The 26936-nt window shown below is 70.5% G+C and carries 18 protein-coding genes; 11 read left to right on the top strand and 7 right to left on the bottom strand.

Annotated elements, in window-relative coordinates:
* Positions 1-5 precede the first annotated feature (5 nt).
* A complete protein-coding gene (locus tag VGC13_RS18655; RefSeq protein ID WP_331126789.1) occupies positions 6-9665 on the top strand; it encodes a methylaspartate mutase subunit E in 9660 nt (3219 codons plus the stop codon).
* A gap of 77 nt (positions 9666-9742) precedes the next feature.
* Complete coding sequence (locus tag VGC13_RS18650) at positions 9743-10522, top strand: aspartate/glutamate racemase family protein (RefSeq protein WP_331126788.1); 780 nt, start codon at positions 9743-9745, stop codon at positions 10520-10522.
* A gap of 607 nt (positions 10523-11129) precedes the next feature.
* Here the strand turns inward: VGC13_RS18650 and queG are convergent.
* Complete coding sequence (gene queG, locus VGC13_RS18645; protein ID WP_331126787.1) at positions 11130-12296, bottom strand: tRNA epoxyqueuosine(34) reductase QueG; 1167 nt, start codon at positions 12294-12296, stop codon at positions 11130-11132.
* Between the two features lie 98 nt (positions 12297-12394).
* On the opposite strand from queG, the gene VGC13_RS18640 reads away from it, so the two are divergent.
* The 8 genes from VGC13_RS18640 (at position 12395) to VGC13_RS18605 (ending at position 19983) form a co-directional block, all read left to right on the top strand.
* Entirely contained in the window at positions 12395-12820 is a 426-nt protein-coding gene (locus tag VGC13_RS18640; RefSeq protein ID WP_331126786.1) for a GxxExxY protein, read from the top strand.
* A 154-nt stretch (positions 12821-12974) separates the two neighbouring features.
* On the top strand, positions 12975-13358 hold the full coding sequence (locus VGC13_RS18635) for a carboxymuconolactone decarboxylase family protein (protein ID WP_331126785.1): 384 nt from the start codon (positions 12975-12977) through the stop codon (positions 13356-13358).
* A complete protein-coding gene (locus VGC13_RS18630) occupies positions 13355-14491 on the top strand; it encodes an aminotransferase class V-fold PLP-dependent enzyme (protein WP_331126784.1) in 1137 nt (378 codons plus the stop codon). Before VGC13_RS18635 ends, VGC13_RS18630 begins: the two co-directional genes overlap by 4 nt.
* Before the next feature lie 396 nt (positions 14492-14887).
* A complete protein-coding gene (locus tag VGC13_RS18625; protein WP_331126783.1) occupies positions 14888-15403 on the top strand; it encodes a hypothetical protein in 516 nt (171 codons plus the stop codon).
* 37 nt (positions 15404-15440) lie between these two features.
* Positions 15441-15923 (top strand): hypothetical protein, encoded by a 483-nt coding sequence (locus VGC13_RS18620; RefSeq protein ID WP_331126782.1) that lies wholly within the window; start codon positions 15441-15443, stop codon positions 15921-15923.
* Between the two features lie 28 nt (positions 15924-15951).
* Positions 15952-16812, top strand: coding sequence for a hypothetical protein (locus tag VGC13_RS18615; protein WP_331126781.1), 861 nt, complete (start codon positions 15952-15954; stop codon positions 16810-16812).
* Between the two features lie 4 nt (positions 16813-16816).
* Positions 16817-17392 carry a hypothetical protein gene (locus VGC13_RS18610; protein ID WP_331126780.1) on the top strand — a complete coding sequence of 192 codons (576 nt, stop codon included), beginning with the start codon at positions 16817-16819 and terminating at the stop codon, positions 17390-17392.
* A gap of 8 nt (positions 17393-17400) precedes the next feature.
* Entirely contained in the window at positions 17401-19983 is a 2583-nt protein-coding gene (locus tag VGC13_RS18605; RefSeq protein WP_331126779.1) for a carboxypeptidase-like regulatory domain-containing protein, read from the top strand.
* Positions 19984-20073: 90 nt separating this feature from the next.
* Here VGC13_RS18605 and VGC13_RS18600 read toward each other — a convergent pair whose 3' ends face one another.
* From VGC13_RS18600 to VGC13_RS18590, 3 genes are all read right to left on the bottom strand, one after another.
* Positions 20074-20307 (bottom strand): hypothetical protein, encoded by a 234-nt coding sequence (locus VGC13_RS18600; RefSeq protein WP_331126778.1) that lies wholly within the window; start codon positions 20305-20307, stop codon positions 20074-20076.
* Positions 20308-20515: 208 nt separating this feature from the next.
* On the bottom strand, positions 20516-20992 hold the full coding sequence (locus VGC13_RS18595) for a hypothetical protein (protein ID WP_331126777.1): 477 nt from the start codon (positions 20990-20992) through the stop codon (positions 20516-20518).
* Positions 20993-21009: 17 nt separating this feature from the next.
* Complete coding sequence (locus VGC13_RS18590; RefSeq protein ID WP_331126776.1) at positions 21010-21768, bottom strand: hypothetical protein; 759 nt, start codon at positions 21766-21768, stop codon at positions 21010-21012.
* Positions 21769-22346: 578 nt separating this feature from the next.
* Between VGC13_RS18590 and VGC13_RS18585 the strand changes: the two genes are divergently transcribed.
* Complete coding sequence (locus VGC13_RS18585; RefSeq protein WP_331126775.1) at positions 22347-22715, top strand: hypothetical protein; 369 nt, start codon at positions 22347-22349, stop codon at positions 22713-22715.
* A 703-nt stretch (positions 22716-23418) separates the two neighbouring features.
* Here the strand turns inward: VGC13_RS18585 and VGC13_RS18580 are convergent.
* The 3 genes from VGC13_RS18580 to VGC13_RS18570 form a co-directional block, all read right to left on the bottom strand.
* Entirely contained in the window at positions 23419-23808 is a 390-nt protein-coding gene (locus tag VGC13_RS18580) for a response regulator (protein ID WP_331126774.1), read from the bottom strand.
* 169 nt (positions 23809-23977) lie between these two features.
* On the bottom strand, positions 23978-25447 hold the full coding sequence (locus VGC13_RS18575) for an ATP-binding protein (RefSeq protein ID WP_331126773.1): 1470 nt from the start codon (positions 25445-25447) through the stop codon (positions 23978-23980).
* The gene (locus tag VGC13_RS18570) at positions 25444-26811 is read right to left on the bottom strand and encodes a sigma-54 dependent transcriptional regulator (protein ID WP_331126772.1); all 1368 of its coding nucleotides are present in this window, start codon (positions 26809-26811) and stop codon (positions 25444-25446) included. The genes VGC13_RS18575 and VGC13_RS18570 overlap by 4 nt, the downstream gene beginning before the upstream one ends.
* Between the last annotated feature and the right edge of the window lie 125 nt (positions 26812-26936).

Raw genomic sequence — 26936 nt, 5'->3', positions numbered from 1 at the left:
TCGACGTGGAGGCGCTGCGGGAGCAGCTGCGCGCCGGCCTGCCGGCCTACATGGTCCCGTCCGCGTTCGTCGTGCTGGAGCGGCTGCCGCTGACGACGAGCGGGAAGCTGGACCGCAAGGCGCTGCCTGCGCCGGAGTACGGCGGGGTGGAGGAGCGGCACATCGCTCCGCGGACGCCGGCGGAGGAGGTGCTCGCGGGGATCTGGGCAGAGGTGCTGAGAGTGGAGCGGGTGGGGGTGCGCGACGACTTCTTCGTGCTGGGCGGGCATTCGCTGCTTGCGACGCGGGTAGTCTCGCGAATCCGGGAGCTGTTCGGCGTGGAGCTGCCGCTGCGGGCGCTCTTCGAGGGACCCACGGTGGCGGAGTTGGCCGGGCGCGTGGAGGAGATGCGCCGCGCGGGGCTGCCGGTGCTGCCGCCGGTGGTGCCGGCCGGGCGCGCGGGGCCGCTGCCGCTGTCGTTCGCGCAGCAGCGGCTCTGGTTCTTGGAGCAGCTGGGGAGTGTGGGGGGTGCGTACCACATCCCCGTGGACTTGCGTCTGCAGGGCACGCTCGATCGCGATGCGCTCGTCGGTGCGCTGGACCGCGTCGTAGCCCGCCACGAGGCGCTGCGCACCACCTTCGTGCAGGTGGATGGAAGGCCCCTGCAGCGGATCTCGCCACTGGAGGGGAGCCGCTTCGCCCTCCTCGAGCATGACCTGCGCGGGCACCCCGAGCCGGAGGCGGAACTGCGCCAGGTGATGATCCAGGAGGTGAGTGCATCCTTCGATCTGGTCCAGGGTCCACTGATCCGCGGGCGGCTGATCCGGCTGGCGGAGGAAGACCACGTGCTTCTGGTGACCCTGCACCACATCGTCTCCGATGGCTGGTCGATGGGGGTGCTGGTCAACGAGCTGAGCGCGCTCTACGGTGCGTTCACCCGCGGCGAGCCCGACCCGCTGCCCCCGCTGCCGGTGCAGTATGTGGACTACGCGGTGTGGCAACTGTGCTGGGTCGCCGGCGAGGTGCTGCAGCAGCAGGCGGAGTTCTGGGAGCAGACGCTCGCGGGCGCGCCGGAGCTGCTGGAGCTCCCCACCGACCACCCGCGTCCGGCGCAGCAGGATCATGCGGGTGCGGCGCTCCCCGTCGAACTGGACGAGGCGCTGGTCGCCCAGCTCAAGGCGCTGAGCCAGCGGCACGGGACGACGCTGTTCATGACGCTGCTGGCGGGATGGGCGGTGGTGCTGAGCCGCCTCTCGGGGCAGGAGGACGTGGTCATCGGCACACCGTCGGCCAATCGCGGCCGCGCGGAGATCGAGGGGCTGATCGGCTTCTTCGTCAACACGCTGGCGCTGCGGGTGGATCTCTCGAGCTCGCCCAGCGTGGCGGAGCTGCTGGGGAGGGTCAAGGCCCGGTCGCTGGCGGCGCAGCAGCACCAGGACATCCCGTTCGAGCAGGTGGTGGAGGGGGTGCAGCCGGTGCGCAGCCTGTCGCACAACCCGCTCTTCCAGGTCCTGTTCGCGTGGCAGAACATGGCGCGTGAAGGCCTGGAGCTGCCGGGGCTCAGGATCGCCCAGGTGGGAGCGGCGCCGCAAACGACGGCGAAGTTCGACCTGTCACTGACGCTGCACGAGGCAGGCGACCGGATCGCCGGTGGTTTGGAGTACGCGACGGCGCTGTTCGAGCGCGCGACGGTGGAGCGCTACCTCGGCTATCTGCGCGAGGCACTCTCCGCGATGGTGGCGGACGACCAGGAGGCGGTTAACCGCCTGCCGCTCCTGTCGCACGCGGAGCGGCGGCAGGTGGTGGAGGGGTGGAACGCGACGGAGGCGGAGTATCCGAGCCGGTCGTGCGTCCACGAACTGTTCGAGGCGCAGGTGGAGAGCACGCCCGACGCGGTGGCGGTCGTAAGCGAGGGCGAGCGGGTGACGTACGCGGAGCTGAACGCGCGGGCGAACCGGCTGGGGCACCACCTGAGAGATCTGGGCGTCGCCCCCGACGCGCGGGTGGGGATCTGCGTGGAGCGCAGCGTGGAGATGGTGGTGGGGCTGCTGGCGATCCTGAAGGCGGGCGGCGCGTACGTGCCGCTCGATTCCAGCTACCCGGTGGACCGGCTGCGCTGCATGCTTGAGGACAGCGCCCCCGCCGTTCTCCTGACGCACCCGCCGTTGGCCGCCACAGTGGCCGAGCTGGCGGACGGGTCCGCCGTCCCGGTGCTGGACCTCACCGACCGGGCGGCGTGGGCGGACCGGCCCGCGGAGAACCCGGACCGTGATGGGCTGGGGCCGCGGAACCTGGCCCACGTGCTCTTCACCTCGGGCTCCACCGGGCGCCCCAAGGGGGTGATGCTGGAGCACGGGAGCCTGGTCAACCGGCTGGCGTGGATGCAGGACCGGTACGGCATGGAGCCGCACGAGGCGCTCCTGCAGAAGACGCCGTTCTCCTTCGACGTCTCGTTCTGGGAGTTCTTCTGGCCTCTGATGGTGGGTGCCCGCCTGGTGATGGCGCGCCCTGGCGGCCACCGCGACCCGGCGTACCTGGTGGATGTCATCCGCCGCGAGGGGGTCACCGTGGCGCACTTCGTCCCTTCGATGCTCCCGCTCTTCCTGGAGCACCCGAACGCGGCCGCGTGCTCCGGGCTCCTTCGCGTCCCCGTGAGCGGCGAGGCGGTTTCCGCGGCGCTGGCGCGGCAGTTCCACGAGCGGCTTCCCGGCGTGGGGTTGTACAACCAGTACGGACCCACGGAGTCGGGCGAGGTGACCGAGTGGGAGTGCGCTCCCGGCCTGGCACGCGTCTCCATCGGCCGGGCGATTCACAACTCGGCGGTCTACGTGCTGGACCGTGCCGGTGAGCCGGTGCCCGTCGGCGTGACGGGCGAGCTGTTCATCGGCGGCGTGGCGGTGGCGCGCGGCTACCTGGGCCGGCCCCGGCTGACGGCGGAGCGGTTCGTACCCGCCCCCTTCGGCGAGCCGGGCGCGCGGATGTACCGCACCGGCGACCTGTGCCGGTGGCTCCCCGACGGGACGCTGGAGTACCTGGGGCGCACCGACTTCCAGGTGAAGGTGCGGGGCTTCCGGGTCGAGCTGGGCGAGATCGAGGCGCGGCTCCTGGCGCATCCACAGGTGCGCGAGGCGGTGGTGCTTGCCCTGGAGGACGGCTCCGGAGGAAAGCGGCTGGCCGCCTGGTACGTGGGCGAGGCGCTGGAGAGCAAGGCCCTGCGGGCGCACCTCTCCGCGCACCTGCCGGAGCACATGGTCCCCGCGGCGTTCGTGCGGCTGGAGGCGTTCCCGGTCACGCCCAACGGCAAGCTGGATCGCCGGGCGCTGCCGACACCCGAGAGGGTGGAGGACGTGGGGTACGTCGCCCCGCGCACCCCGGTGGAGGAGGTGCTCGCGGGGATCTATGCCAACGTGCTAAAGCTGGAGCGCGTCGGCGCAGGGGACGACTTCTTCGCGCTGGGGGGGCACTCGCTCCTGGCTACGCGCGTGATCTCGCGGGTGCGGGCGGCGTTCGAGGTGGAGCTTCCGCTGCGGGCGATCTTCGAAGAATCCACCGTCGGGGGGCTGGCGGAGCGGATCGTGAGGCTCCGGGCCGAGAACCTGGGGACCGAGGCGCCCCCCATCCTGCCGGTGCCGCGGGATGGCCAGCCGCTTCCGCTGTCGTTCGCGCAGCAGCGGCTCTGGTTCGTGGACCGGCTCCAGCCGGGCCGGGTTGCCTACAACATGCCGTTGCGGATGAGGGTGCGCGGCGTACTGGACCTCACCGCGCTGGAGCGGGCGCTCTCCGAGGTGGTGCGGCGCCACGAGTCGCTGCGCACCCGCTTTCCCATGCGGGACGGTGAGCCGGTGCAGCAGGTCGACCTCGCGGGGCCGGTACGGCTTCCGGTGGTGGATCTCGGCGGGGTGCGCGGGGACGCGCGCGAAGCCGACATGGAGCGGCTCGCGGTCGGCGAGGCGCGACGCCCCTTCGACCTCGCCGCGGGCCCGCTGCTGCGGGGCACCGTGCTCCGGCTCGCGGACGACGACGCGGTGGTGCTCCTCACCATGCATCACATCGTCACCGACGGCTGGAGCCTGGGGATCCTGGTCCGCGAAGTTTCCACGCTGTACGAAGCGTTCTCGCGGGGCGAGGAGGCGCGGCTCCCGGAGCTGCCGATCCAGTACGCCGACTACTCGGTGTGGCAGAGAGAATGGCTCACCGGCGAGGTCCTGCAGGCGCAGATCGGTTACTGGCGGGCGCGGCTTGCCGGGGCCCCCGCCCTCCTGGAACTGCCCACCGACCGGCCCCGGCCGCTCGTGCCGGGCGACGCGGGCGCGAGCGTCGACTTCACCATCGGGGCAGAAACCTCGGCGGCGCTGCGGCGGCTCTCCCGTCGCGAGGGGGCGACGCTGTTCATGACGCTGCTGGCCGCCTGGAAGCTGCTGCTCTCGCGCTACAGCGGCCAGGAGGACGTGGTGGTGGGGAGCCCGATCGCGGGGCGGAACCGGCTGGAGACCGAGGGGGTGATCGGCTTCTTCCTCAATACCCTCGTCCTGCGGGCCGACCTTTCCGGTGACCCGGGCTTCAGGGAACTGCTGCACAGGGTACGGGAGAGCACGCTGGGGGCGTACCAGCACCAGGATCTCCCGTTCGAGAAGCTGGTGGAGGAGCTGGGCGTCGAGCGCAGCCAGGCGCACACTCCGCTGTTCCAGGCGATGTTCATCCTGCAGAACAACGAGAGCAGTCGGCTCCGGCTCGGCGAAGCGGCGGTGGAGCACGGTGGAGGAGGGGCCGGGGCGGTCAAGTTCAACCTGTCGCTCACCCTCGCAGAGGCGGGAGAGGAGATCCGCGGCGTCCTCTCGTATCGGACGGAGCTGTGGACGGAAGCGAGCATCCGGCGGATGGTGGAGCACTACGGCCGGGTGCTGGAGGCGGTGGCCGCCCACCCGGAACGGAAGCTTTCCCAGGTGCCGCTGCTGGGCGAAGCCGAGCGGGCACGGCTCCTGGCGGAATCCAGCGCGCCCGGGCATCCCTACCCCGAACGCCTGGTCCACGAGCTGTTCGAATGCCAGGCGGCGCGGACGCCCGAGGCCGTCGCGCTGGTGCTGGGGGAGGATTCGCTGCGCTACGGCGAGCTGGACCGCAGGGTCAATCGCCTCGCGCACCACCTCCGCGGCAGGGGGGTGGGGGCCGAGGTGCGGGTGGCGATCTTCCTGGAGCGCTCCTTCGAGATGGTGATCGGCGTCCTGGCGATCCTCAAGGCAGGGGGGGCGTACGTCCCGCTCGACCCCAGCTACCCCGCGGAGCGCCTTGCCTACCAGGTCGAGGACTCCGGGGCCACACTGCTGGTCACCACCCGGGCGCTCCTGGCACAGCTTGGCGCCACGCCGGCCGACCCGGTGCTCGTCGACAGGGAAGCCGAGGCGATCGGGAGGGAAAGCGATGCCCCCCCGCCCTGCGGCGCGACCCCGGAGAACCTGGCGTACGTCATCTACACGTCCGGGTCCACGGGCCGGCCCAAGGGGGTGATGGTTCCGCACCGGGGCGTGGTGAGCTACCTCGCCGCTCTCGTCCAGGAGTACGGACTGGCGCCCGGCGACGTCGTGCTGCAGCGGAGCACGCTCTCCTTCGACGCTTCCGTCCGCGACCTCCTTGGCCCGCTCACCGCCGGGGCGCGCGTGGTGCTGGTCCATGCCCACGAGGCCGCCGACCCAGTCCTCCTCATGAGGCGGATCCGCGAGCACCGCGTGAGCGCGATCCTGGCGATCGTCCCCTCCATCCTGCGTCCGCTTCTGGATGCAGCGGAAGAGGTGGCTTCTCCCGCCTCGCTTCGCCTGCTCCTGGTCAGCGGCGAGCCGCTGGCGGTCGCGGACTGCCACCGGGCCCGTCGTGCGTTCGGGAGCGGGGTGCGCGTGGTGAACCTGTGGGGAGCCACGGAGTGCACCCTGTCGTCCAGCTTCCATACGGTCGAGGAGAACGACGGCGAGGGGATCGCTCCGGTGGGCGTACCCATCCCCAACACCCGCATCTACGTTCTCGACGCGCAGATGCAGCCCGTCCCCCCGGGCGTCGCCGGGGAAGCGTACATCGCGGGCATCGGACTCACGCGCGGCTACCAGAACCAGCCGGGGCTGACCGCCGAGCGGTTCCTCCCCGATCCGTTCGGCGCCGCTCCCGGAGCGCGGATCTACCGTGTGGGCGACCGCGTGCGGCGCCGTTCGGAAGGCGGGCTGGAGTTCCTGGGCCGGCTCGACCAGCAGGTCAAGGTCCGCGGAATCCGCGTGGAGACGGGAGAGGTGGAGGCGGTGCTGCGTGCCCACGGCGGGGTACGGGGAGCGGTGGTGGTCGCCCAGGAGGCGGCACCGGGCGAGACCCGGCTGGTGGCCTACGTGGCGGGCGAGGAAGAGGCGCTGACCGCCAGCACGCTGCGCAGCTCCCTGGAGAGGACGCTTCCGGCACACATGATCCCCTCCGTGCTCGTGCGGCTGGAGACGCTCCCCCTCCTGCCGAACGGGAAGGTGGACCGTGCCGCCCTCCCGGCGCCGGACTCCAGCGCGTGGAGAGACGGCCAGGGGTATGTGGCGCCCTCGACGGCCACGGAGCGGGTGCTGGTCGAGATCTGGGAATTGCTCATGGACGTCCGCCCGATCGGCGTGGACGACCACTTCTTCAGGCTCGGCGGTCACTCCATGCTCGCGGTGAGGTTGATGACGCAGATCCGCAGGCGGCTCGGCGTGGAGGTTCCGCTCGCGGCGCTCTTCGAGCACCCCACCGTGCGCGGGCTCGCGACGCGCATGGAGGGTGAGCCCCGCCCCCGGCCGTGCTCCCCGCTCGTCATCATTCAGCCGCACGGTGACCGGGTGCCGATCTTCTTCGTGCACCCCGTGGGCGGGGAGGTGTTGTGCTACGCCGACCTTGCCCGCGAGTTGGGCCCGGAGCAGCCGTTCTACGGCCTGCAGGCGGGTGACCTGGTGCACCTCGGGGAGGAGGAGGCGAGCATCGAGGAGATGGCCGCACGCTACGTGGCGGCGATCCGCGAGGTGCGGCCGAAGGGACCTTATCTGCTCGGAGGCTGGTCGTTCGGCGGTTTCGTGGCGTTCGAGATGGCGCAGCAGCTCACCCGCGCGGGGGAACCGGTACCCCTCGTGAGCATGCTGGATACCCGGTCTCCGGGAGAGCGCCGGCCGGCCGACCTGGATCCGTGCATCCACCTGGCAGGGATGGCGCGGGCGGAGGCTCTCGCGGCGGGAAAGGATATCTCGCTCACGGCCGACGACCTGCGCCCGCTGGACCCGGACGCGCGGATCGGCCGCGCCCTGGAAGTGCTGAGGGCGGCGGGCGTGGTCCCGGGTGACGTCGAGGTGGGCTGGCGCGCTGCCTTCCTGCGAGGCCTTGAGGTACGCATGCGCTCCGTGCTCCGCTACGCGCCGAAGCCCTATCCCGGCCGGATCGCGATGTTCGTTCCGAGCGAGCGCAACGTGGGTCCCGAGTTCCGCCCCCTCCCAGACGGCGGATCGTCGCCGGGGTGGGAGGCGTACGTCTCCGAACCCCTGTTGAAGCAGACGGTCCCGGGCCATCACAACAACATGGTGCTGGGCGAGAATGCCGCCGCGCTGGCCAGGCATCTCCGGGCGGTGATCGAAGAGAGTCTCCGGATAGCGTGCGTTGCGCCATCGTGCGTACAAGCTATGAATTCTATGCCCCTGACTGAGGCACCGGGGACGTCCCGGCGCCGCGTGAGGCCGCACCATTCAACCGCACACGGGGGGCGCGAAGCAACGGCGGCGGAACGAGGGCAGCACAGCATCCTGCTGGGGGGCGTCGGCGGCGATTCGCATTCCGTGGGACTCACCATCCTGCGCCAGGCCCTGATCGCCAACGGCTACGCGGTGCACTTCCTGGGGACGCAGAACTCGGTAGAGGAGGTGGTGCAGCTGGCGCCGCTCTTCAACGTGGTGATGATCTCCAGCATGGACGGGCACACGCGCCACTACCTGCGGCGCTTTCCCGAGCTGGTGCGCAAGTACCAGGTGTCGGGGCCGCTCTGGTACCTGGGCGGCAACCTGACCATCGGCGACGCGCTCGGCTACGAGCAGGTGTTCCACGAGATGGGCTTCGACCGCGTGTTCGTGAAGTTCGCGGACCTGCGGCAGGTGCTCTCCGTGCTGCAGGTGGACCTGCACCAGCGCGAGCCGGTGCCCATCTCCCCCGCACTGCTGGCGGCGCGGGGCGCCCGCTCCCTGGCCGGCCCCGTCACCGTGCGCGACGAGCGGATGGAGCCGGATGAGTTCGAGCGCGCGCGGCGCGAGGTGCTGGAGCAGTGGAAGACGGGGCACGCGGCGCGCAGCCTGGAGGCCAACGCCGATTTCCTGGCGCGCCAGCCCTCGTTCGCCGAGGTGCAGCGGCAACGCAACGAGGGCGCGCGGGCCATGCTCATCCAGCCCCGCTGCGGCGTGGGCGGCGTGCCGGAGCAGCTGGCCCTTTTCCAGGCGTTTCGCGCGGCCGGGGTGCCGGTGCTTTCGTACCAGGTGGACTCCCTCACCCGCAACAACAACCACACGGGGGTAGAGGAGGCGCTGCGGGAGAGCCGCGCCACCGGCGTGAACACCTTGAACGGCTTTCCCGTGGTGAATCACGGCGTGCCGGCCCTGCGCCGCATCGTGCACGCCGTCCGCACGCCGCTGCAGGTGCGCCACAGCACCCGCGACCCCCGCCTCCTGGCCGAGATGTCGTACGCGGGGGGCGTGACCTCGTTCGAGGGCGGGCCCATCTGCTACAACATTCCCTACTACAAGGATTACCCGCTGGACCAGTCCATCCGGGCCTGGCAGTACGTGGACTACCTCACGGGGCAGTACCACCAGCGCTTCGGCATCGTGCTGGACCGCGAGTACTTCGGTACGCTGACGGCCACGCTCATCCCCCCCTGCCTGGCCATCACCGTGGGGATCCTGCAGACGCTGCTGGCGGTGGAGCAGGGGGTGCGCTGCGTAAGCCTGGGCTACGCGGAGGTGGGGAACCGCGCGCAGGACGTGGCCGCCATCCGCATGCTGGGCACGCTGGCCACGGAGGTCCTGGAGAACCTGGGGCACACCGGGGTGCAAGTGAACACCGTGTTCCACCAGTACATGGCCGCCTTCCCCAACGATCCGGCGCGCTCCGAGGACCTGATCTACAACTCCGCCATCACGGCGGGGCTGTCGGGGGCCACGCGTGTGATGATCAAGACGCCCGTGGAGGCGTTCCGCATCCCCACCATGGAAGACAATCTGCGCGCCGTGAGCCTGGTGCGCGCCGGGATCGAGGCCTCCGCGAACGTGATCCTGGACGAGGCGGCGGTGCAGCACGAGGCCGCGCTTATCCGCCGCGAGGTGTGGGCGATCGTGGAGGGGGTGATCCAGGCCGGGCGCGGGAGCGTGGCCAGCGGGATCGTAGCGGCGTTCCGGGAGGGGCTGCTGGACATCCCCTTCTCCCCCAGCATCCACAACCGCGGCGAGGTGGTCACCGCCCGCGACATGAACGGCGCCGTGCGCTTCCTGGCCATCGGGCGACTGCCGCTGGACCGCGAGACGGCGGAGTTCCACCGCGACCGCATGAGCGAGCGGCGCCACACGGCCGGCGGGGTCGCCGAGGAGCAGCGGTTCACGCTGGTGGAGCACGACGTGTTGCAGATCGCGCGCGGCGAGTACGCGGGGTGGCCGCTGGCGTAGCCGGCGGCGAAGCAAGGAAGCGAAACGGGAGCGCGGGCCGCCGCGCACGAGCCAACCGCTGACGGCGAGAGAGGGAGATGCAGATCCAGGTACCCGCGCTGGTGCGCGAATGGACGGACACGCCGCGGGACGGGCGGGAGATCGTCGGCGTGCTGGGGGGGATGGGCGGGCTGGCGTCCGCCGAGTTCCTCAAGACCATCTACGAGACGGAGGTGGGGGAGCGCGAGCAGGACGGGCCGGTGGTCATGCTCTTCTCCGACCCCAGCTTTCCCGACCGCACGGAGTCGTTCCTGGCTGGGCACGAAGAGGTGGTGCTGGAGCCGCTGGTGCGGGCGCTGGAGCGCATGCGCGCGAGCGGGGCATCGTCGGTGGTGATGTGCTGCATGACGCTGCACCACCTGCTTCCCCGGCTGCCGCCGGCGCTGCGCGAGCGGGTGGTCTCGCTGCTGGACGTGCTGATGGAGGAGCTGGCGAACGCGCGGGGGCGGTACCTGCTGGTGTGCAGCACCGGCACCCGCCAGCTGGGCCTCTTCGACCGGCACCCGCGTTGGGACGAGGTGCGCGGCCGCGTGATCCTGGCGGACCCCGACGACCAGCGGCGGATCCACCACGACCTCATCTACCCCGTCAAGCGCAACGCCGGGATGGACGGGCTGGTGCGGATGCTGGACGAGCTGATCGACCGGTACGCCGCGGACGGGTTCATCGTGGGGTGCTCGGAGGTGCACGTGCTGGCCAAGCACTACTTCGCCACACTGGACCCGGAGCGGAGGCGCGAGTGCATCGACCCGCTCGCCGCCGTGGCGAACGCCATCCGCGAGGGCGCCCTGGGCCGTGCGCTCGCTGTCCCGTCCTGATCCGCGTCCCCGGCCCGCTGAAGGACGAGGCGCTGGCGGAGCACGCGCGCACGTCCCGGCCGGGGCGCCGATCGCGTTCGGGGCGGATTCCGGCGCCGTGGTGCACGGAAGCAACGCGGACGAGCTCCGGCTCCTCGCCGGATTCGGGATGAGCCCACCGGCAGTGGTCGAGTCCGCGACCCGCGAGGATGCAGCTCGCTGACCATTCAGCACCGTTCGCACCCTGACGCCGGCTCGGCGCTTCGAACAGGACCTTTTCAACGAAACCTCGCCCGCCCCGGGCAGCCGCCAAGGCCGGAGCACGGCGACCCACCACGTGCGGAGGTGGGTGATGAACGATCGCAACGTCCCCTCTGCCGGCGAGCGCCTCCCGGCGATCGGCACGCCGGTACGACGTCGCCGCCTCGGAGGCCGGGTTTCGGACAGCTCCTTTTCCTGCTCATATCAGATCCATCCCCTGCTGCAGACCTCCATCGCTTACGGGGTCCTGGCCCTGCTTTGCTTTGAGATACCATCCGCAGCCCCGGAGGCAGTGGCTTCGATCCCGGCGGTGGCCGCCGCGCGAACTTCCCCGGTCCGACGCACCGAGGTTCTTCCAGATCGACCGTCAGTCTTCGTCGAGTGACGACTTGATCTCGGAGATCACCCATTCGTCATCTTCGACCTCCAGCCGCGCGCGCAGGGCGTCTACGGGTCGTTCGTCCGGAATCCGGCCCAGCGCCCACGCCGCGTGCCCGCGCACCAGCGGCTCCTCGTCGTTCAGCGCGGCGGCGAGCGCGGGGACGGCATCGGGCGAGCCCCAGTTGCCCAGCGCGACGGCCACGTTGCGCAGCAGGCCGCGCCTCTTCGCCCGCTTGATCGGCGAGCCCTTGAAGCGCGCGCTGAACTCCTCCTGCGTCATCGTCATCCACTCGATGAGCGACGGCCCGTCCAGCCCCTCGCGCGCCAGGAACGCCTCCTCGGACGCGGGCGTGGCGAAGGAGTTCCAGGGGCAGACTTCCTGGCAGATGTCGCAGCCGTAGACGCGGTTGCCGATCAGCGGGCGCAGGTCGCGGGGGATGGGGCCGCGCAGCTCGATGGTCAGGTAGCTGATGCACCGCCGGGCATCCATCCGCGGCGCGCCGGCGGCGTCGCGGCCCAGCAGGGCGCCGGTCGGGCACGCGGAGACGCAGGCCTGGCAGGTGCCGCAGTGGTCCTTTGCAAACGGCGCGTCGTACGCCAGCTCCACGTCCAGCAGGATGGTGCCCAGGAACCAGTACGATCCCCGGCGCGGCTGGATGAGCATGGTGTTGCGCCCGAACCATCCCAGCCCGGCGCGTTGCGCCAGCTCGCGTTCCAGCACGGCGCCGGTGTCCACGTAGGCGCGTCCCTGGACGGGCAGCAGCTCGGCGCTGATCCACTCCTGCAGGGCGATCAGGCGCTCCTTGAGCAGGTCGTGGTAGTCCAGGTTGCGCGCGTACCGTGCGACGATGCCGCGCGACGGATCAGCCGGAGCTGCGGCGTCGGCGTCGGCGTTGTAGTACTCGATGGCCACGACGACGGCGGAGCGGGCGCCGGGAACGAGCACCGCCGGGTCCCTGCGCTTGGCGACGGCGTCTTCGCGGGCCAGGTACGCCATCTCGCCGTGCATCCCCTCCCCGATCCAGCGCGTGTACGCATCTCCGTACGCGCTTGGCCGCACGGGCGCCACGCCCACCGCGCCAAAGCCCAATTCGCGGGCCTTAAGGCGGATGCGCTCGGAGATCTCGTGCGGGGAAAGCACTTGCGTCGGCATGCGCCCGAGTACACCCACACCCTGCTCCCGTGCCGCACTTCCCCTCAAAGGAGACGGAGTATACAATCCTGTCCTCCACATTCAGACGAGGAGGCGGGGTGAGAGAAATCAATCAGATCACGGGACAGATCGTGGATGCCGCGTACCGGCTGCATACCACCCTTGGGCCCGGGCTGGTGGAATCCGCGTACCGGTTGGCACTGATGACTGACTTGACGAAGCGGGGACTGAAGGTAGAGCAGGAGAAGCACATCTCGTTCGAGTACCAGGGGATTCAGATCATCAATGCATTCCGGCTGGATCTGCTGGTAGAAGGCCGGGTCGTCGCGGAGCTCAAGTCACTGGAGAAGCTCGCTCCCGTGCACCGAAAGCAGATACTCACGTACCTGAGACTGCTCGACCTTCCCGTCGGGCTTCTGATCAACTTTGGCGCGGCGCGGATGAACGAGGGGCTGCACCGCATCGTGAACGACCGTTCTTCACTCGCTGCGACAAGCATCGTCGCGGGCCGACGCTCACGATGAACTGCATTGGCGTACAGAGGAACAGAGCAGACAGAGACAGGCAACGGAGCCGTCCTCTGTCTGACTCTGTTCCTCTGTACGCTAATTTCTGTTTGTTCTTGACGCTGGCAGGGCGCAGGCGGCAAGTTGCCGATTCCTCAAATCGGGAGTGATGATGTCGGACCGACTCGCTGAATTCCGCGCCTTTCGCGAGCGCATGAACACGCGCATCCTCGAGGCCGGCAACCTGGAGATCAAGCGCTTCTTCGCGCTCGACACGCGCTGCTACGAGGCCGGCGCGCTGGACGTAAAGACCAAGGAGCTGCTGGGGCTGGTGGCCTCCATGGTGCTGCGCTGCGACGACTGCGTGACCTACCACGTCATCCGCTGCAAGGAAGAAGGCGTCACCGACGCCGAGTTCTTCGAAACCTTCAACGTGGGCCTCATCGTGGGCGGCAGCATCGTCATCCCCCACCTGCGCCGCGCGGTCGACATGCTCGACCGGCTGAACGCGGGCGAGGGCCCCGAATCCACCGGCCACGCGGAGCACGGCGCATGAGCGGCATTCCGCACCCGGAGCTGGAGCGCTGGCGCACCGAGTTCCCCATCCTGCAGACCCGCACCTACCTGAACTCCTGCTCGCTGGGCGCGCTCTCGCGCCGCTCCATGGGCTACCTGGGCGAGTACCAGGCGCTCTGGAACACCATGGGCGCCAGCGCCTGGTACGAGCTGTGGATGGGCCGCCTGGGCCAGCTCAAGGGCGCCGTGGCGCAGATGTGGAACGCAAAGGAGAACGAGATCGCCCTCTCCCCCAGCGTCTCGGGCGCGCTCTCGTCCATCGCCTCGTCCATCGACTACCGCACGCGCAACAAGGTGGTGGTGGCCGAGCTGGACTTTCCCACCCTGGTGTACCAGTGGCTGGCGCGCCCCGACGTGGAGGTGGTGCGCGTGCCCTCGGACGACGGCATCGGCATCCCGCCCGAGCGCTGGGCGGAATACGTGGACGAGCGCACCGCCGTGGTCGCCACCAGCCACGTGTTCTACGGCACCGGCTACGTGCAGGACCTCTCCGGCGCGGCCAGGGCGGCGCGCGACAATGGGGCGCTGTTCGTGGTGGATGGATACCAGTCCGCCGGCCAGATCGCCGTCGATCCCCGCGCGGTGGACGCCGACGTGTACGTCTCCGGCCCGCTCAAGTGGCTGCTGGGCGGCCCCGGCATCGCCTTCCTCTGGGTGCGCGAAGAGAAGATCGCCGAGCTGCGCCCCACCATCGCCTCGTGGTTCGGCGCGCGCGACCAGTTCCAGTTCCGCAACGACGAGCTGGAGTTCCGCGACGACGCCGGCCGCTTCAGCATGGGCACCCCCGCCGTCCCCACCGCCTACACCGCGCTGGGCGGCCTGGAGATCTTCGCCGAGGCGGGCCACGACAAGATCTACGAACGGATCGCCGCGCTCACGGCGGACCTGGTGGGGCTGGCCCAGGAGGCGGGGTTCACGATGAAGATTGCCGGCGCCGCGCACCGCTCCGGCATCATCCTCATCCGCCACGACGATGCGCCGGGCGCCGTGCACCGGCTTGCGCAGCAGAACATCATCGTGGACCACCGGGCGGGCTACGTGCGCGTGTCGCCCCACTTCTACAACACGCCCGACGAGAACCGCCTCTTCATCGAAGCGCTCCGCGGCGCCTGACCCGCATCCCCCCCAAACTGCGCAGGGGTACAGAGGAACAGAGACAAGCCGGAGGAGCAGAGGACCCGCTCCCCTTCTTTTCCTCTGTTCCTCCGGCTTTTGTCTGTTCCTCTGTACCTCCATCAGTTCCGTTCCTGGCCAGGGCCGAAAGCATCGGAATCGGACCCTCGATTCCCGATCGGGAACGGCGCGTGTTCCCGAATGGGAACAGGAACGCGTCAAAACGCCTTGCCAGATCACCAAAACTCCTTTATTTTCAAGCACTTACACCAGCACGCCCACCCGGCACGCCCGTTGCCCCTTCCCGACGCAGCCATCCTGTTACGGACCGGCGCGTGTACACCCCGGACGATTCTCCGTCGCGGTTCGCACTTTACAACCTTACAGGGACCTCTCATGAAGAAGCTCATCGCCGTCGCCGCGCTGGCCGCCCTGGTCGCCCCCGCCGCCGCGCACGCCCAGGCCGAAGGCCAGATCAACGCCAGCGCCACCATCGCGCAGGTGCTCGCCTTCGACAACACCAGCGCGCAGGCCATCAGCTTCGGCACGCTGTCGCCCGACCAGACCGCCGACGTGTCGGCCGAGGGCTACATCCCCCTGAAGCACAACGTGGCCGTGCAGATCTGGTTCGCCTCGCTGCCCAGCCTGCAGGTGGGCACCGCCGGCGCCACGCTGACCACCACCTACCAGTGCTCGGTCGCCGCGACCACCACCGCCGGCACCTACGGCACCTGCCCCACCGCGCAGGGCGACGTGACCGCCGCCTCGCAGTTCTACCAGACCCCCGTCGGCGGCACCACCACCAACTACGTGCACGTCAAGGCCACGCTGGACGCCGACGACGTGAACGCCGCCGCGCCCGGGCTGTACGAGGGCACCATCGAGGTGCGCGCCGCCAAGTCCACCATCTAACTGGCGGATGGCGCGCGCGGCCGGACGGAGAACGCACGTGCGGGGAGGGCTCGGCGCCCTCCTCGCGCTCGTTCTTTGCGCCGGAGCGCCGCGCGCCGGCTTTACGCAGACTGGCGCACCGCCCGAGGTCGTTCTCCTGCAGGGGCGCCAGCTGGTGTTCGGATCGCTCATCCCGGGCGTCCCCGAGCGGGTCTCCACCACCGACGCCGCGCGCCGCGCGGAGCTGGTGATCGAGGGGTCCGGCACGGTGGAGCTCATGCTCCTGCTCCCGGACGAGCTGTCTTCGGCGGACGGCGGACGCGTCCCGCTGCGCTTTGCGGCCGGCGACGCCGCGGTGCTGGGGCCGGGATCGGTGGAGGCCATGGCCTTCGACCCCAACCGCCCGGTCACCGTCACGCTGGACCCGGAGCGCGGGCCCACCCGCATCCTCATCGGCGGAACGGCGCTGGCGGGCGATGCGCACGTGGGCGGTACGTACCATGCCACCATCTCGGTCGCGGTGGTGAACAGTGGCACGTGAGAGAGCAGTCACACAGGGAGTACGCGGGATGATGCAGCGCCAGCGAGTACGGAGCGGGTCGGGGATGCGGATGACGGTCCGGGCGCTTGCCCTGGCGGCGCTCCTGCTGGCGTTCGGCGCGCGGCCGGCGGCGGCGGTGTCCGTCAGTCCCATCGCCGTGTACCTGGACCAGAACACCCGCACGGCCACCCTGACCCTGTACAACAGCGGCCCGCTGGCCGAAGAGGTGGAGATCGGCTTCGCCTTCGGCTACCCGGTGTCGGACTCCGCGGGAAACGTTTCCGTCCCCCTGGCCGACACGGCCGCGGTGGGCGAGCCCTCCGCCGTCAGCTGGATGCGCGCCTTTCCCCGCCGGCTGCGGCTGGAGCCCGGCCAGCGCCAGGTGGTGCGCGTGATGGCCGAGCCCCCCGCCGGGCTGGCCGACGGCGAGTACTGGGCGCGCGTGCTGGTGCGCTCGCGCGGCGGGCAGCCGCCGATCGAGCAGACGCAGGGGGCCGTGACGCTGCAGCTGAACGTGGAGACCGTCGTCGTCGCCGCCGCCAGCTTCCGCAAGGGCGAGGTCACCACCGGCGTCGCCGTGGGGGAGCCGCGCACCGTCCGCACGCCGGAGGGGCTGTTCCTGCAGGTGGACCTGTCGCGCCAGGGGAACGCCGCCTACCTGGGCCGCGTGCGCGCCGAGCTGCTGGCGCCGGACGGCGGCGTGGTGGCCGAGGCCACCGACGAGCTGGCCGTGTACCACCGCCTGCGCCGCCGCTTTCTGCTTCCCTTCGCGGGAACGCCGGGGGCCGGCTACCGGGTGCGCTACACCTTCGAGACCGTGCGCCCCGACCTGCCGCCCGGCGGGGTGGTGCGCGCCGAGAACGTGACCGGCACCGTGGCCGTCTCCTGACGTGATGCACATGCGCCTGCCCGCCGCCCTCGTGCTGCTGATCGCGGCCGCCCTGGCCTTGCCGGGGCGGCTCGCGGCGCAGTCCAGCGGGGAGCTGCGGGCCAGCGCGTGGGTGCTGGAGCCGCCGCTGACCGCCATCGGCACGCGGACGCTGCAGTTCGGCGTCGTCATCCCCCAGACCACGACCACGGTGCTGCCGCGCACGCCTCAGTCGGGCGAGTGGCGGCTGGGCGGGGTGCAGGGCAAGCGCTTCATGGACATCAGCTTTGCGCTTCCCGCCACGCTGGTGAACGCGAACGGGAACACGCTGGCGATCAGCTTCAACGGCGCCTTCGCCGGCGCGTGCGAGATCTACAACAACGTCTGCGATCCCACGACGTACGAGACGTGGAATCCCACCACCACCGTCTTTCCCGCGTCGTACCGCCTGGTGGCGGAGCGGTGGCGGCCGGGGCGCCCGCGCTACAACACCAACCAGGTCTCCGTCTACATCGGCGGGCGGGTCACGCCGCCGGCCTCGCAGCCGCCGGGCACGTACACGGCGACCGTCGTCGTCTACGCCGTCCCGTCCAAGAACTGAGGGTCCCCATGCTCCCCCTGGCTTCCAGGCGGGGGTGGTTCGGGACCCTCCGGCTCATCATCCCCCTTCTTTTCGCGCTTCTCCCCGCACGTGCGCGCGCCCAGGAGCTTCCCGCCGGCTGGGAGCAGGGGCTGTTCGAGGTGCGCGTGGGCAGCCTTCCCGCCGCCACGCTGATGGTGGTGGTGAACGACCAGGGGCGCGTCCTGGTTCCCCTGCGCCCCGTGCTGGAGCTGGGCGGCACACCGATGGAGCTGGGGGCGTCCGGCAACACCGTCGTCATCCGCGCCACCCCCGAGGGCCCGCCCGTCACGCTGGACGTGGCGGGCGCGCGCGTGCTGGGGGCCGACACGGTGACGCTGGAGCCCGGCGAACTGCTGCGCGCCGGCGGCGAGATCTACCTGGCGGCGCCGGCGCTGGCGCGGGTGCTGGGCGCCGAGGCGCAGGTGGAGTGGGAGTCGCTTTCCATCGCCTTCAGCCGCGGCGCTCCGTTCCCGGCGGAGGCCCTGCGCGAGGTGGAAAGCCGCCGCCGGCAGGAGCTGCTGCAGCAGGCGGGCGAGGTGCGGCCCGGGGGCGACTCCGTGCGCTACCGCGCGGTGAACGGCGCGGGGGTGCTGGACTGGGCCATGTCGGGGCGCGTGGGGAGCGAGTCGGCGGCGCCGGCGCTGCGGCTGGGCTCCGGGTTCAGCGTGGCGGGGGGGATGCTGACGCTGCGGGGGACGCTGGCGGCGGACTCGGGCTCGGCGGGGCTGCTGGACCCCACCGTGGCCTACCACCGCGTCTTTCCCGCCGGCCGCTGGATTCGCCAGCTGCAGCTGGGCGACCACCTGAGCGGCGGGCTGCGCGCGCGGTCGCTGCGGGGCGTCAGCATCGGCAACGCGCCCTTCTACCGGCGCACGCGCTTCGACCAGGTGCTGCTGTCGCCGGAGCTGCCGCCGGGGTGGCAGTACGAGGTGTACCAGGGCGGGCGTCTCGTCGGCTTTTCGGACGCGGCGGCGCAGCGGCCGGTTGCCGTGCCGCTGGAGTACGGCAGCACGCCGGTGCAGGTGAAGATGTACGGCCCCGCGGGCGAGATCCGGCAGTCCAGCATCGTCTACGCGGTCCCCGTGGGCCAGCTTCCCGCCGGGGTGACGGAGTATTCCGCCGGCGCCGGCCTGTGCCCCCGCGGGGAGTGCGACCTGACGGGCTACGTGGACCTGCGCCGCGGGCTCACCCGCACGCTGACGCTGGTGGGCGGCTTCGAGCACGAGCAGTCGGCGGACACCACGGTGGCGGCGGCCGGGTTTCGCCCCTACGCGGCGGTGAGCGCGCTGCCGCGGCCCGGGACCATCGTCGAGGTGCAGGCGCTGGCGCGCTCGTTCGTGCGCGGCTCGGTGCAGCACGTGGCGGCCGGCGGCGTCGTCCAGGCCACGGCGGGGGTGAACTGGCCCGGCTCGGGGCAGTTCTCGTTCGCGCCGCTGGCGGGGCCGCGCTGGCAGGTGGCGGGGGGGTTCAGCCGCTCGGCGGTGCGGGTGGGGCCGCTGCGCGCGTTTGCGCTGAACGGGCGGCTGGAGGGGACGGCGGAGACGGGGATGGACCGGGTGCGGGTGAGCGCGGCCACCGGCTTTTCGTGGATGCGGCTGGAGGGGGGCTACGAGTCCGGCGGGCCGGGCTCGCCCGCCGTCGTCTTCGTTCAGCCCAGCGTGTCGATGCCGCGCTTTGCGCCCCGCTGGCTGCGCGGCTCGGGCCTCAGCGGCAGCGTGGCCGTGGCGGAGGGCGGGGTGCGGCAGGCGGCGCTCAACACCAGCGTGCAGACGGGGACGTCGTCGTACGCCACGGTGGCGGTGCAGTGGCTGCCGGATGGCCAGGGGACGGCGCTGCACGTGGGCTTCGCGCGCCGGTTCGGCTTCGCCAACGTGCAGACGCAGGCGGCGTCCATGCGCGACCGGGTGGAGGGGTCGTGGTCGGCGGAGGGAAGCGTGGCGTACGGCGGCGCGCGCCGGGCACTTCCCCTGCCCCACCGCGGGACGGGGATGGCGGGGGTGGGCGGCCGGGTGTACTACGACCTGGACGGCGACGGGCGCTTCGGCGCGGGCGACCGGCCGCTGGAGGGGATCGGGGTGCGGATCGGCGCGGTGACGGCCCGGACGGAAAAGGACGGGTCGTACCGGGTGTGGTCGGTGCTGCCGTTCGAGGTGGCCAGCGTGGCGCTGGACTCGCTGTCGATGTCGGACCCCAACTGGGTGCCGGTGCGCTCGATGGAGCAGGTGCGCCCCGCGCCGCACGTCTTCGCCACCGTCGACATCCCCCTGGTGCAGACGCGCGAGCTGGCGGGGCGGCTGGTGGCCGGGCGCGACATCCCCACGGTGGGCGGGGTGACGCTGGAGCTGGTGAACCGCGAGACGGGCGTTTCGCAGCGCACCGCCACCTTCAGCGACGGCGAGTACTACCTGAGCCGCCTGCGCCCCGGCACGTACGAGATCCGCGTGGCCGAATCGTCCCTGCGCGCGCTGAACGCCCGCGCGGAGCCCAGTCCCGCCATCATCGTTGTTCCCAGCGGCGGCGAGAGCCTGCTGGTGGAGGCGCCCGTCATCACGCTTGAGTTGCGGCGCTGAATTGAGTGGAGTGGATTCGTTGGAAGCAAAACGAGCGTGGACGTCCGCGGGACGCCTACGCTCGTTTTTTCGCCCTGTGACCGGAGCCGCTCAGCAGTACCCGTTCTCGTTCGTCATGCACCCCATGGCACATGTCAACTCGGGCGAGTCCTGGCTGCAGTAGAGCGATGGATAACAACCGTCTGCCTGGGTGCAGATCGGGTACTGCGTGCTGCAGATGGTAGTGAGCTGATTGGCGTACACCGTACTACCTGGAGCCTCTTTCTCCTGGGCGGTGAACGAGGTGATCTCCAGATCGGCGAGCTTGAGCCTGAGCTTCTTCATCGGGAGTCCTTAATCGAGGAATGGAAGAAAACGGACGTTTGTAATCTGGCGTAATGTGCGAGAGATGACAAGCGCCCTCCCGCCTGACCTAAGCACGCGGGGCGCGCTCTTGTGCGCGTCGAAAAACCGAAAGTCCGCGCTCAAAAGTCTGAACGCGGGCTGGGGGAAAAGCCCCCGCTCGCCCGCCGCAGGTGACACTGCCGCGCAATTATCTCTCTTCGTGCTCCGTCCCCGGCCAAGGGGGCGGCTCGTCCCCCACCGGTTCGCCTGCCTGCCGCCCCCGGACCCACTCCGCCAGCGCAGCGCACCCACGCCGCCAATCGGCCACGTACCCCGCGAATTCTTCGTCTCCCGCGCGAAGTGCGGACTCCGTCGGCTCGGCGTCGGGCGGAAGTCCTTCGCGCCGTAGAGCGGCGCGGACCTCCATCCGCCGCATCCTTTCCCACCGTGCGCCCATGTACGCGCTCACGCGCTCCCGCAGTTCTTCGGACAGCAGGGCAAGCGCCGCAAACCCTTCGTCGGCGATGGACCACCCCCCCTCGTACGTGCCGCTGGACAGTAGTTCTGCCAACGTGCGCGCCGCGTCCCGTGCGACCTGCTCATCCTCCGTCAGGGCAAAGGCGCGAAACAACTCGTCTTCGGTGAAGGGTAAATCGTCCTCGTCGATGTAGCGCGATTGGTTCACGGTGCTTGCCTCCCGCGTCAGAAGTCCGGGTGTCCGGGTCCCATCACCATATGCAGGTCGCTATCCACAACGGTCAACGTTCCCATCCAGTGCCTTCGGGTAATCCACGCACCCCGGCACCATACCGTGATGGTGCCCGCTTGTGCGATCCACCACGTGTCCCTGCTGGCCGTGGGCAGGCCGATCTCGTAGGTGGCCGGTGACCTGCCCCCCGTCAGACGTTTGAACGGCTCCGTGAGGGTGCTGCTAAAGCTGAACTCATGGTTTCGCCCCGCGACGGGGATCAGCGCCGGTTGCACGTTTCCAAAGAAGGGCGACGGGCAGATGTTGGACTCCGCCTCGGGCGGATTGCAGTCCTCACACTCCGGCGCACACGGTTCCGTGTACGACTGGATGCAGATGGTGCCGCGATCATCCCCGCCGCCGTCGCCACCGCCATCCCAACCACCACCGCCGCCGGTGCCGCCACCGCCGCCGCCCGGGCACGACTGAACGCCCACGGATTCCTGCGGGTCGCTTGGGTCGCCTGCCGAGGTCATGCATTCGCCGCCGCCATCGTCACAGTCCCAATCCAGTTCCATCCATGGCTCGCACCATCCCCCGCTGATTGGAGGGAGCACGCACAGCCCATCGCTTACGCAGCCCTGCACCTGGGCGTCCTGCGCGGGAAGGTCCGGCGCGCGTTGCTGATCCGATTGCGTCGGGCTGTCGGCGCACGCCCCGAGCGTGAACAGCACTCCCGCAATTGTGGCGAGGCGCAAGACGAAATTTCGCATGTGGCGTTCCTGTTGGAGGGGTGGGATCGGGGAGTTGAGGTCCGGAACGACGGGGGCTACCGAGACTGAAGATTCGCTCCTTTCTTCCCGCGCCGGGATAAATCAAAACGTGAGTGTCCAAACAGAGCGATACGCTAAACACACCTTTACCGTCCGTCATCCTAAATATCCGCGCAGAGGGGGTGCCAATCGTCTGCACCCCCGATTTGGCGAGCGGGCGCAAACATTCTTTCGCGAGACTCCATCACGGTGCGGCGGATCCGAATCAACATCTGGTGCAGAGGCGTGGGGAGAGATCCTCGCGCCTCTTCGTTTCGTACGAATGTCTGATCATCGGACAGTGGGCAGAGTCACCCTTCATAGCGTACGATTACAGGACACTCGCACGTAAGTCATCGATCCACAATCACATAGAAATGAGCATCGATCCCGCGCGTCTGCAATCCGCACAAACAAGCGACAGGGGTCAAATTACCTAAGTCATTTGACCTATAGATACTTAGCGCGATTCTGAGCATGGTTCGCCGTTCGCATTGCCGGGAGGAGCAAGACACCTCCCTCCGCGACGGAACCGACCCGTGAAGATCGCACTGCTGACCGCCCTGATCGCCCTGGTCCTCGCCGCACCCGCGTCCGCGCAGGGGTCGCTGCGGGCCAGCGCCGTCATCGCGCCGCGGCAGGGGGTGGAGATGGGCAGCGGCGTCGCGACGGTGCAGACGCGGACGGGGGCGATGGACGTGGCGGTCTCCATCGCCAACAAGGGCGCCAGCAGCTACGTGGTGCAGGTGATCCGCGAGGGCGGGTCGGCGCTGTCGAGCCCCGCGCCCGGCTCCAGCACCGTGATGCGCGGCGGCGAGAACCGCGAGGTCCGCTTCCAGGTCGGCCGCCAGCCCGCCGCCGGACAGGCCCCGCCCCGCATCACCTACGTCATCTCCCCCATGATCTGACGGGGGAGGCGAGAAGCACGGGTGCGAAGTTCAGGTCGACCGTGTCATTCTGATATGAGAGGGTGTTGCCAACCCTCCCAGCGTGATTGACTTCCTGAAAGGGTGTTGCTAAACCTTGCCCCGCGATTGACTTCCTGAGAGGGTGTTGCTAAACCTTGCCCCCGATTGACTTCCTGAGGGAGGCGCTGCTCCGCAACCTGCGGGTACGATGGACTTTGGCGCCGACCGAAGGACCTCGCCAGCAGAACGACGGGGCTGGTTCCGCGGCATGGAGCCCGCCCCGCCTCGCCGGAGAGTAGGTCCTTCGGTCGCGCGCAGGCGGTTGTGTGGAATCGGGTTACACGTGGTGCGCTCCCTCAGGAAGTCATCGCCTCTTTGTGAGTTTGGGGGTTTAGCAACACCCTCTGAGGAAGACGCGCGCCCGGTCCTCTCCAGATGCACAGCGCCCGTGCGCCGGCCGAAGAACCTGCCGGATGGCGCACGATCCCGTCGGCTACGGCTGGCTTCGGCGCGAGGGGCCCCCGTTCCCGAAGGAGATTCTTCGGTCGGCGCCACGGCCCTGGAGCGTGAAGACGGTCATGCGCGGCGCCTCCCTCAGAATGACAGGTGATCGTCCGAGGCGACGTCTCTGGAGGATGGATGCAATCAAAAGCCCTCGGCCGCGGGGAGGCGGCCGAGGGCTGGAAATCAAGCGGGACGGCGATCAACCGGTCGTATAGAGGTTCTCGGCCAGCCACTCGCCCAGGTGCAGGAACATCTGCCCGTCCTTGCGGATGAACTGCACGCTCCCGGTGTCCGCCGCCTGCTCCAGCCGGGAGCGCGGGGAGGTGGCGCTGACGAACACGGCGGGGACGCTGGCGTAGCCGTCCAGCGCGCGCAGTTCGCGGCAGCTCTGGATGCCGTCGCGACCCGGCATGTCGATGTCCAGCACCAGGCCGTCCGCACGCTCGGCGGCGCCGGACGCCCACGCCAGCAGGTCGTCGCCCGAGGGAAAGCGCAGGACGCGGTAGCCCTGGTGCTCCAGCCAGACGCTGACGAGCTCCGCATGCAGCTCGTCGTCGTCGGCGAGCGCCAGCGTAGGCGATTCGCTCATCGGTAGATAGGCTTCAGTAAACACGCGCACGAAGAAGGCAAGGATCGGCCCATCCCAAGCCGAATCCCTATCTCCCTGTGCCGCAACGCCTTGCCGGAATCCGCCACGATACGGGACGAGCAGCACGCGTTCCGCCGCGGGAACGCGTGCTCCCGATCGGGAACGCGCGTCATCCCTCTTCCGCCTCCGCGCGCAGCATCGCCACCAGCCGCGCCACCTCCGCCGCGCCCCCGCCGCCCCGCACCGCCTCTTCCGCCTCCCCCGCCGCGTCGGCCAGCGCCTCGTAGCCAAACCCGCCCGCCGCGCCGCGCAGCTTGTGCACCTCGCGCCGCAGGGCCTCGGTGTCGCCTTCCGCCGCCGCGGACTCCATGGCCAGCCGCCGCGCCCCCAGCCCCGCGCGAAAGCGGGCGCGCAGCGGCGCCAGGTAGTCGTCCGCGTCCGCCGGTTCCGCTTTGGGAACGCGCACCGCCAGCGACTCGATGGCCGCGTCCACCTGCGCCAGCAGCGTCTCCGGCTCCACCGGCTTGCTTACCCGCCCCGCGAACCCCTCGCCCGCCGCGTCCGCCGCCGCGCCGGCGGTAAAGGCCAGCACCGGCACCGCCGCCAGCGTGGGCACCGCGCGCAGCTCCGCCAGCGCCTCGGTGCCGCTACGCCCCGCCAGGTTCATGTCCAGCAGCACGATCGCCGGCGCCGATCCCGCCAGCCGCGCCCCCGCGCCGGGCGTCCCGTCGTCCACCACCGCGCGGTACCCCGCGTGCCGCAGCACCGCCGACGCGTAGGCGCGCAGGTCCGCGTCGTCGTCCACGATCACCACCGTCTCCGTCCGCCTGCGCGCGGCTCCGCGGCGCGGCGCGGCGGGACCGGCGGCCGCGGGGCCCACCGCCGCGGGGAGCGCCACCCAGAAGGTGCTTCCCTTCCCCGGCGTGGAATCCACCCCGATCCGCCCGCCCATCGCCTCGGCCAGCATCCGCGACAGCGCCAGCCCCAGCCCGGCGCCCACCACGCGCATTCCCGGCGGGTTCACGCGCGAGAACTCCTTGAACAGCCGCGCCTGGTCGCGGCGGCTGATCCCCGGCCCGCGGTCCACCACCTCCACCCGCACCCCGCCCTCCGCCGCGCAGGCGCGGACGACGACCTCCGCGCCGGGCGGCGAATACTTGACCGCGTTCTCCATGAGGTTGAACAGCACCTGCCGCAGACGTCCGGAATCCGCCAGCGCCAGCGGGGCGTCCGCGTCCTCCAGCCGCAGCCGGACGCCGTGCGCCTCGGCCTGCGGGCCCAGCGCCGTCACCACCGCCGCCGCCACCTCGGGAACGCGGGTGGCGGCCAGCGTCACCTCCAGCTTCCCCGCCTCGACCTTGGAGATGTTCAGCAGGTCGTTCACCACGTGCAGCAGGTGCCGCGCGTTGCGCAGGACGATCTCCAGGTACTCCGCGCGCACCCCGGGATCCATCGCCTCGCCCTCGCGCTGCAGCAGGGCCCCGAAGCCGATGATGGAGCTGAGCGGGGTGCGGAACTCGTGGCTCACGTGGCGGATGAAGCGCGTCTTTTCTTCGCTGGAGCGCTCCGCCTCTTCCAGCCGGGCCCGCAGCTCCTCCAGCTCCGTGGCCGGGGCGGACCGGCGGCCGCGCGGGGTCACGATTCCCTCCCCGTGAGCAGGCCGTGCTGCTTGCGGCGCTGCCACAGCACCTTGCGGCTCACCCCCAGCTGCTCCGCCGCCGCCTGCACGTTGCCGCCCAGCCGCCGCAGCGTCTCGTCGATGTAGCGCGCCTCCACCTCGTCCAGCGTCATCCCGTGGGGAAGCAGCAGTCCGTCCGCCGCGGGGGCCGGGGTGGCGGGCGGGGCGAACGGCGCCAGCTCCACGATGCGCAGCCGGGGCCCGCGGCTGAAGATCATCGACCGCTCGATCACGTTGCGCAGCTCGCGGGCGTTCCCCGGCCAGTCGTAGCGCTGCATCCGCTCGTCGCTTTCCGGCTCCACCTCGGGCAGCGGCTTGGCGAAGTACTCGGCCGCGCGCTTTACGAAGTGGCGGGCGATCTCGGGGATGTCGCTGCGGATGGCGCGCAGGGGGGGCAGCACCTGGCTGGCCACGTTCAGCCGGTAGTACAGGTCCTCGCGAAAGGCGCCGTTGGCCACGTCCGCCTGCAGGTCGGCGTTGGTCGCCGCCACCACGCGCAGGGTCACGCCCTGCTCGCGCGTGGCGCCGATGCGGCGAAAGCTGCGGCTTTCCAGGAAGCTGAGCAGCTTGGCCTGCAGCTCCAGCGGCATGGAGCCGATCTCGTCCAGGAACAGCGTGCCCCCGTCCGCCACCTCCACCAGCCCCTTCTTGGCCTGCCGGGCGTCGGTGAACGCCCCCTTCTCGTACCCGAACAGCTCCGCCTCGAGAAGATTCGCCGGCAGCGCCGCGCAGTTCACCTCCACGAAGCGGTGGCCGGCCGCGCGGCTGGCGGCGTGGATGGCGCGCGCCACCAGGTTCTTTCCCGTTCCGCTCTCGCCGAGGAGGAGCGACGACACCTGGGGGACGGAGCCCACGTTGGCGATGAACTCGCGCACCTCCTCGATGAGCGGGTGCCGGCCGATGATGGCGTGCGGGTCGAACTTGGCCTGGGTGAACGACTGCAGCAGCTCTTCGCGGGGCGCCTGCTCCAGCGCGCGGCGAATGCGCGTTTCCAGGGCGCGCGGCTCGATGGGCTTGGTGACGAAGTCGGTGGCGCCCGCCTCCAGCGCCCGCTCGGCGTCGCCCTCCGTCCCCCGCGCCGTGGCGATGATGATGGGGAGCGAGCGGTCGATCTCGCGCACGCGGCGCACGAAGGCGATGCCGTCCATCCCCGGCATGACCAGGTCGCACACCACGGCGTCGGGGGGATCGGCGCGGATCTCGTCGATGGCGCTCTCGGGGCGCGTGAACCCCTTGGTGGCGAATTGCCGGCCGCGCTCGATCTGCGCGGTCACCAGCGCCACCTGGTCGGCGTCGTCGTCGATGATGAAGACGGTGGGGCTCATGGGCGGAGTGCGGGAGTGCGGGAGTGCGGGAGTGCGGGAGTGCGTGAGTGCGTGAGTGCGGGAGTGCGGGAGTGCGGGAGTGCGGGAGTGCGGGAGTGCGGGAGTGGGTTCGAGGCTCGGCGGCA

This window comes from Longimicrobium sp. (assembly GCF_036399255.1).
Classification (GTDB): Bacteria; Gemmatimonadota; Gemmatimonadetes; order Longimicrobiales; family Longimicrobiaceae; genus Longimicrobium.
This window is presented reverse-complemented; position numbering and strand designations above follow the sequence as displayed.

What these genes read in the sequence shown, in the direction of transcription:
- VGC13_RS18570 (WP_331126772.1), bottom strand. Translation starts at nt 26,811, where the DNA reads ATGAGCCCCACCGTCTTCATCATCGACGACGACGCCGACCAGGTGGCG.
- VGC13_RS18590 (WP_331126776.1), bottom strand. Translation starts at nt 21,768, where the DNA reads ATGCGAAATTTCGTCTTGCGCCTCGCCACAATTGCGGGAGTGCTGTTC.
- VGC13_RS18610 (WP_331126780.1), top strand. Translation starts at nt 16,817, where the DNA reads ATGCACATGCGCCTGCCCGCCGCCCTCGTGCTGCTGATCGCGGCCGCC.
- VGC13_RS18635 (WP_331126785.1), top strand. Translation starts at nt 12,975, where the DNA reads ATGTCGGACCGACTCGCTGAATTCCGCGCCTTTCGCGAGCGCATGAAC.
- VGC13_RS18630 (WP_331126784.1), top strand. Translation starts at nt 13,355, where the DNA reads ATGAGCGGCATTCCGCACCCGGAGCTGGAGCGCTGGCGCACCGAGTTC.
- VGC13_RS18615 (WP_331126781.1), top strand. Translation starts at nt 15,952, where the DNA reads ATGATGCAGCGCCAGCGAGTACGGAGCGGGTCGGGGATGCGGATGACG.
- VGC13_RS18650 (WP_331126788.1), top strand. Translation starts at nt 9,743, where the DNA reads ATGCAGATCCAGGTACCCGCGCTGGTGCGCGAATGGACGGACACGCCG.
- queG (WP_331126787.1), bottom strand. Translation starts at nt 12,296, where the DNA reads ATGCCGACGCAAGTGCTTTCCCCGCACGAGATCTCCGAGCGCATCCGC.
- VGC13_RS18580 (WP_331126774.1), bottom strand. Translation starts at nt 23,808, where the DNA reads ATGAGCGAATCGCCTACGCTGGCGCTCGCCGACGACGACGAGCTGCAT.
- VGC13_RS18605 (WP_331126779.1), top strand. Translation starts at nt 17,401, where the DNA reads ATGCTCCCCCTGGCTTCCAGGCGGGGGTGGTTCGGGACCCTCCGGCTC.
- VGC13_RS18625 (WP_331126783.1), top strand. Translation starts at nt 14,888, where the DNA reads ATGAAGAAGCTCATCGCCGTCGCCGCGCTGGCCGCCCTGGTCGCCCCC.
- VGC13_RS18600 (WP_331126778.1), bottom strand. Translation starts at nt 20,307, where the DNA reads ATGAAGAAGCTCAGGCTCAAGCTCGCCGATCTGGAGATCACCTCGTTC.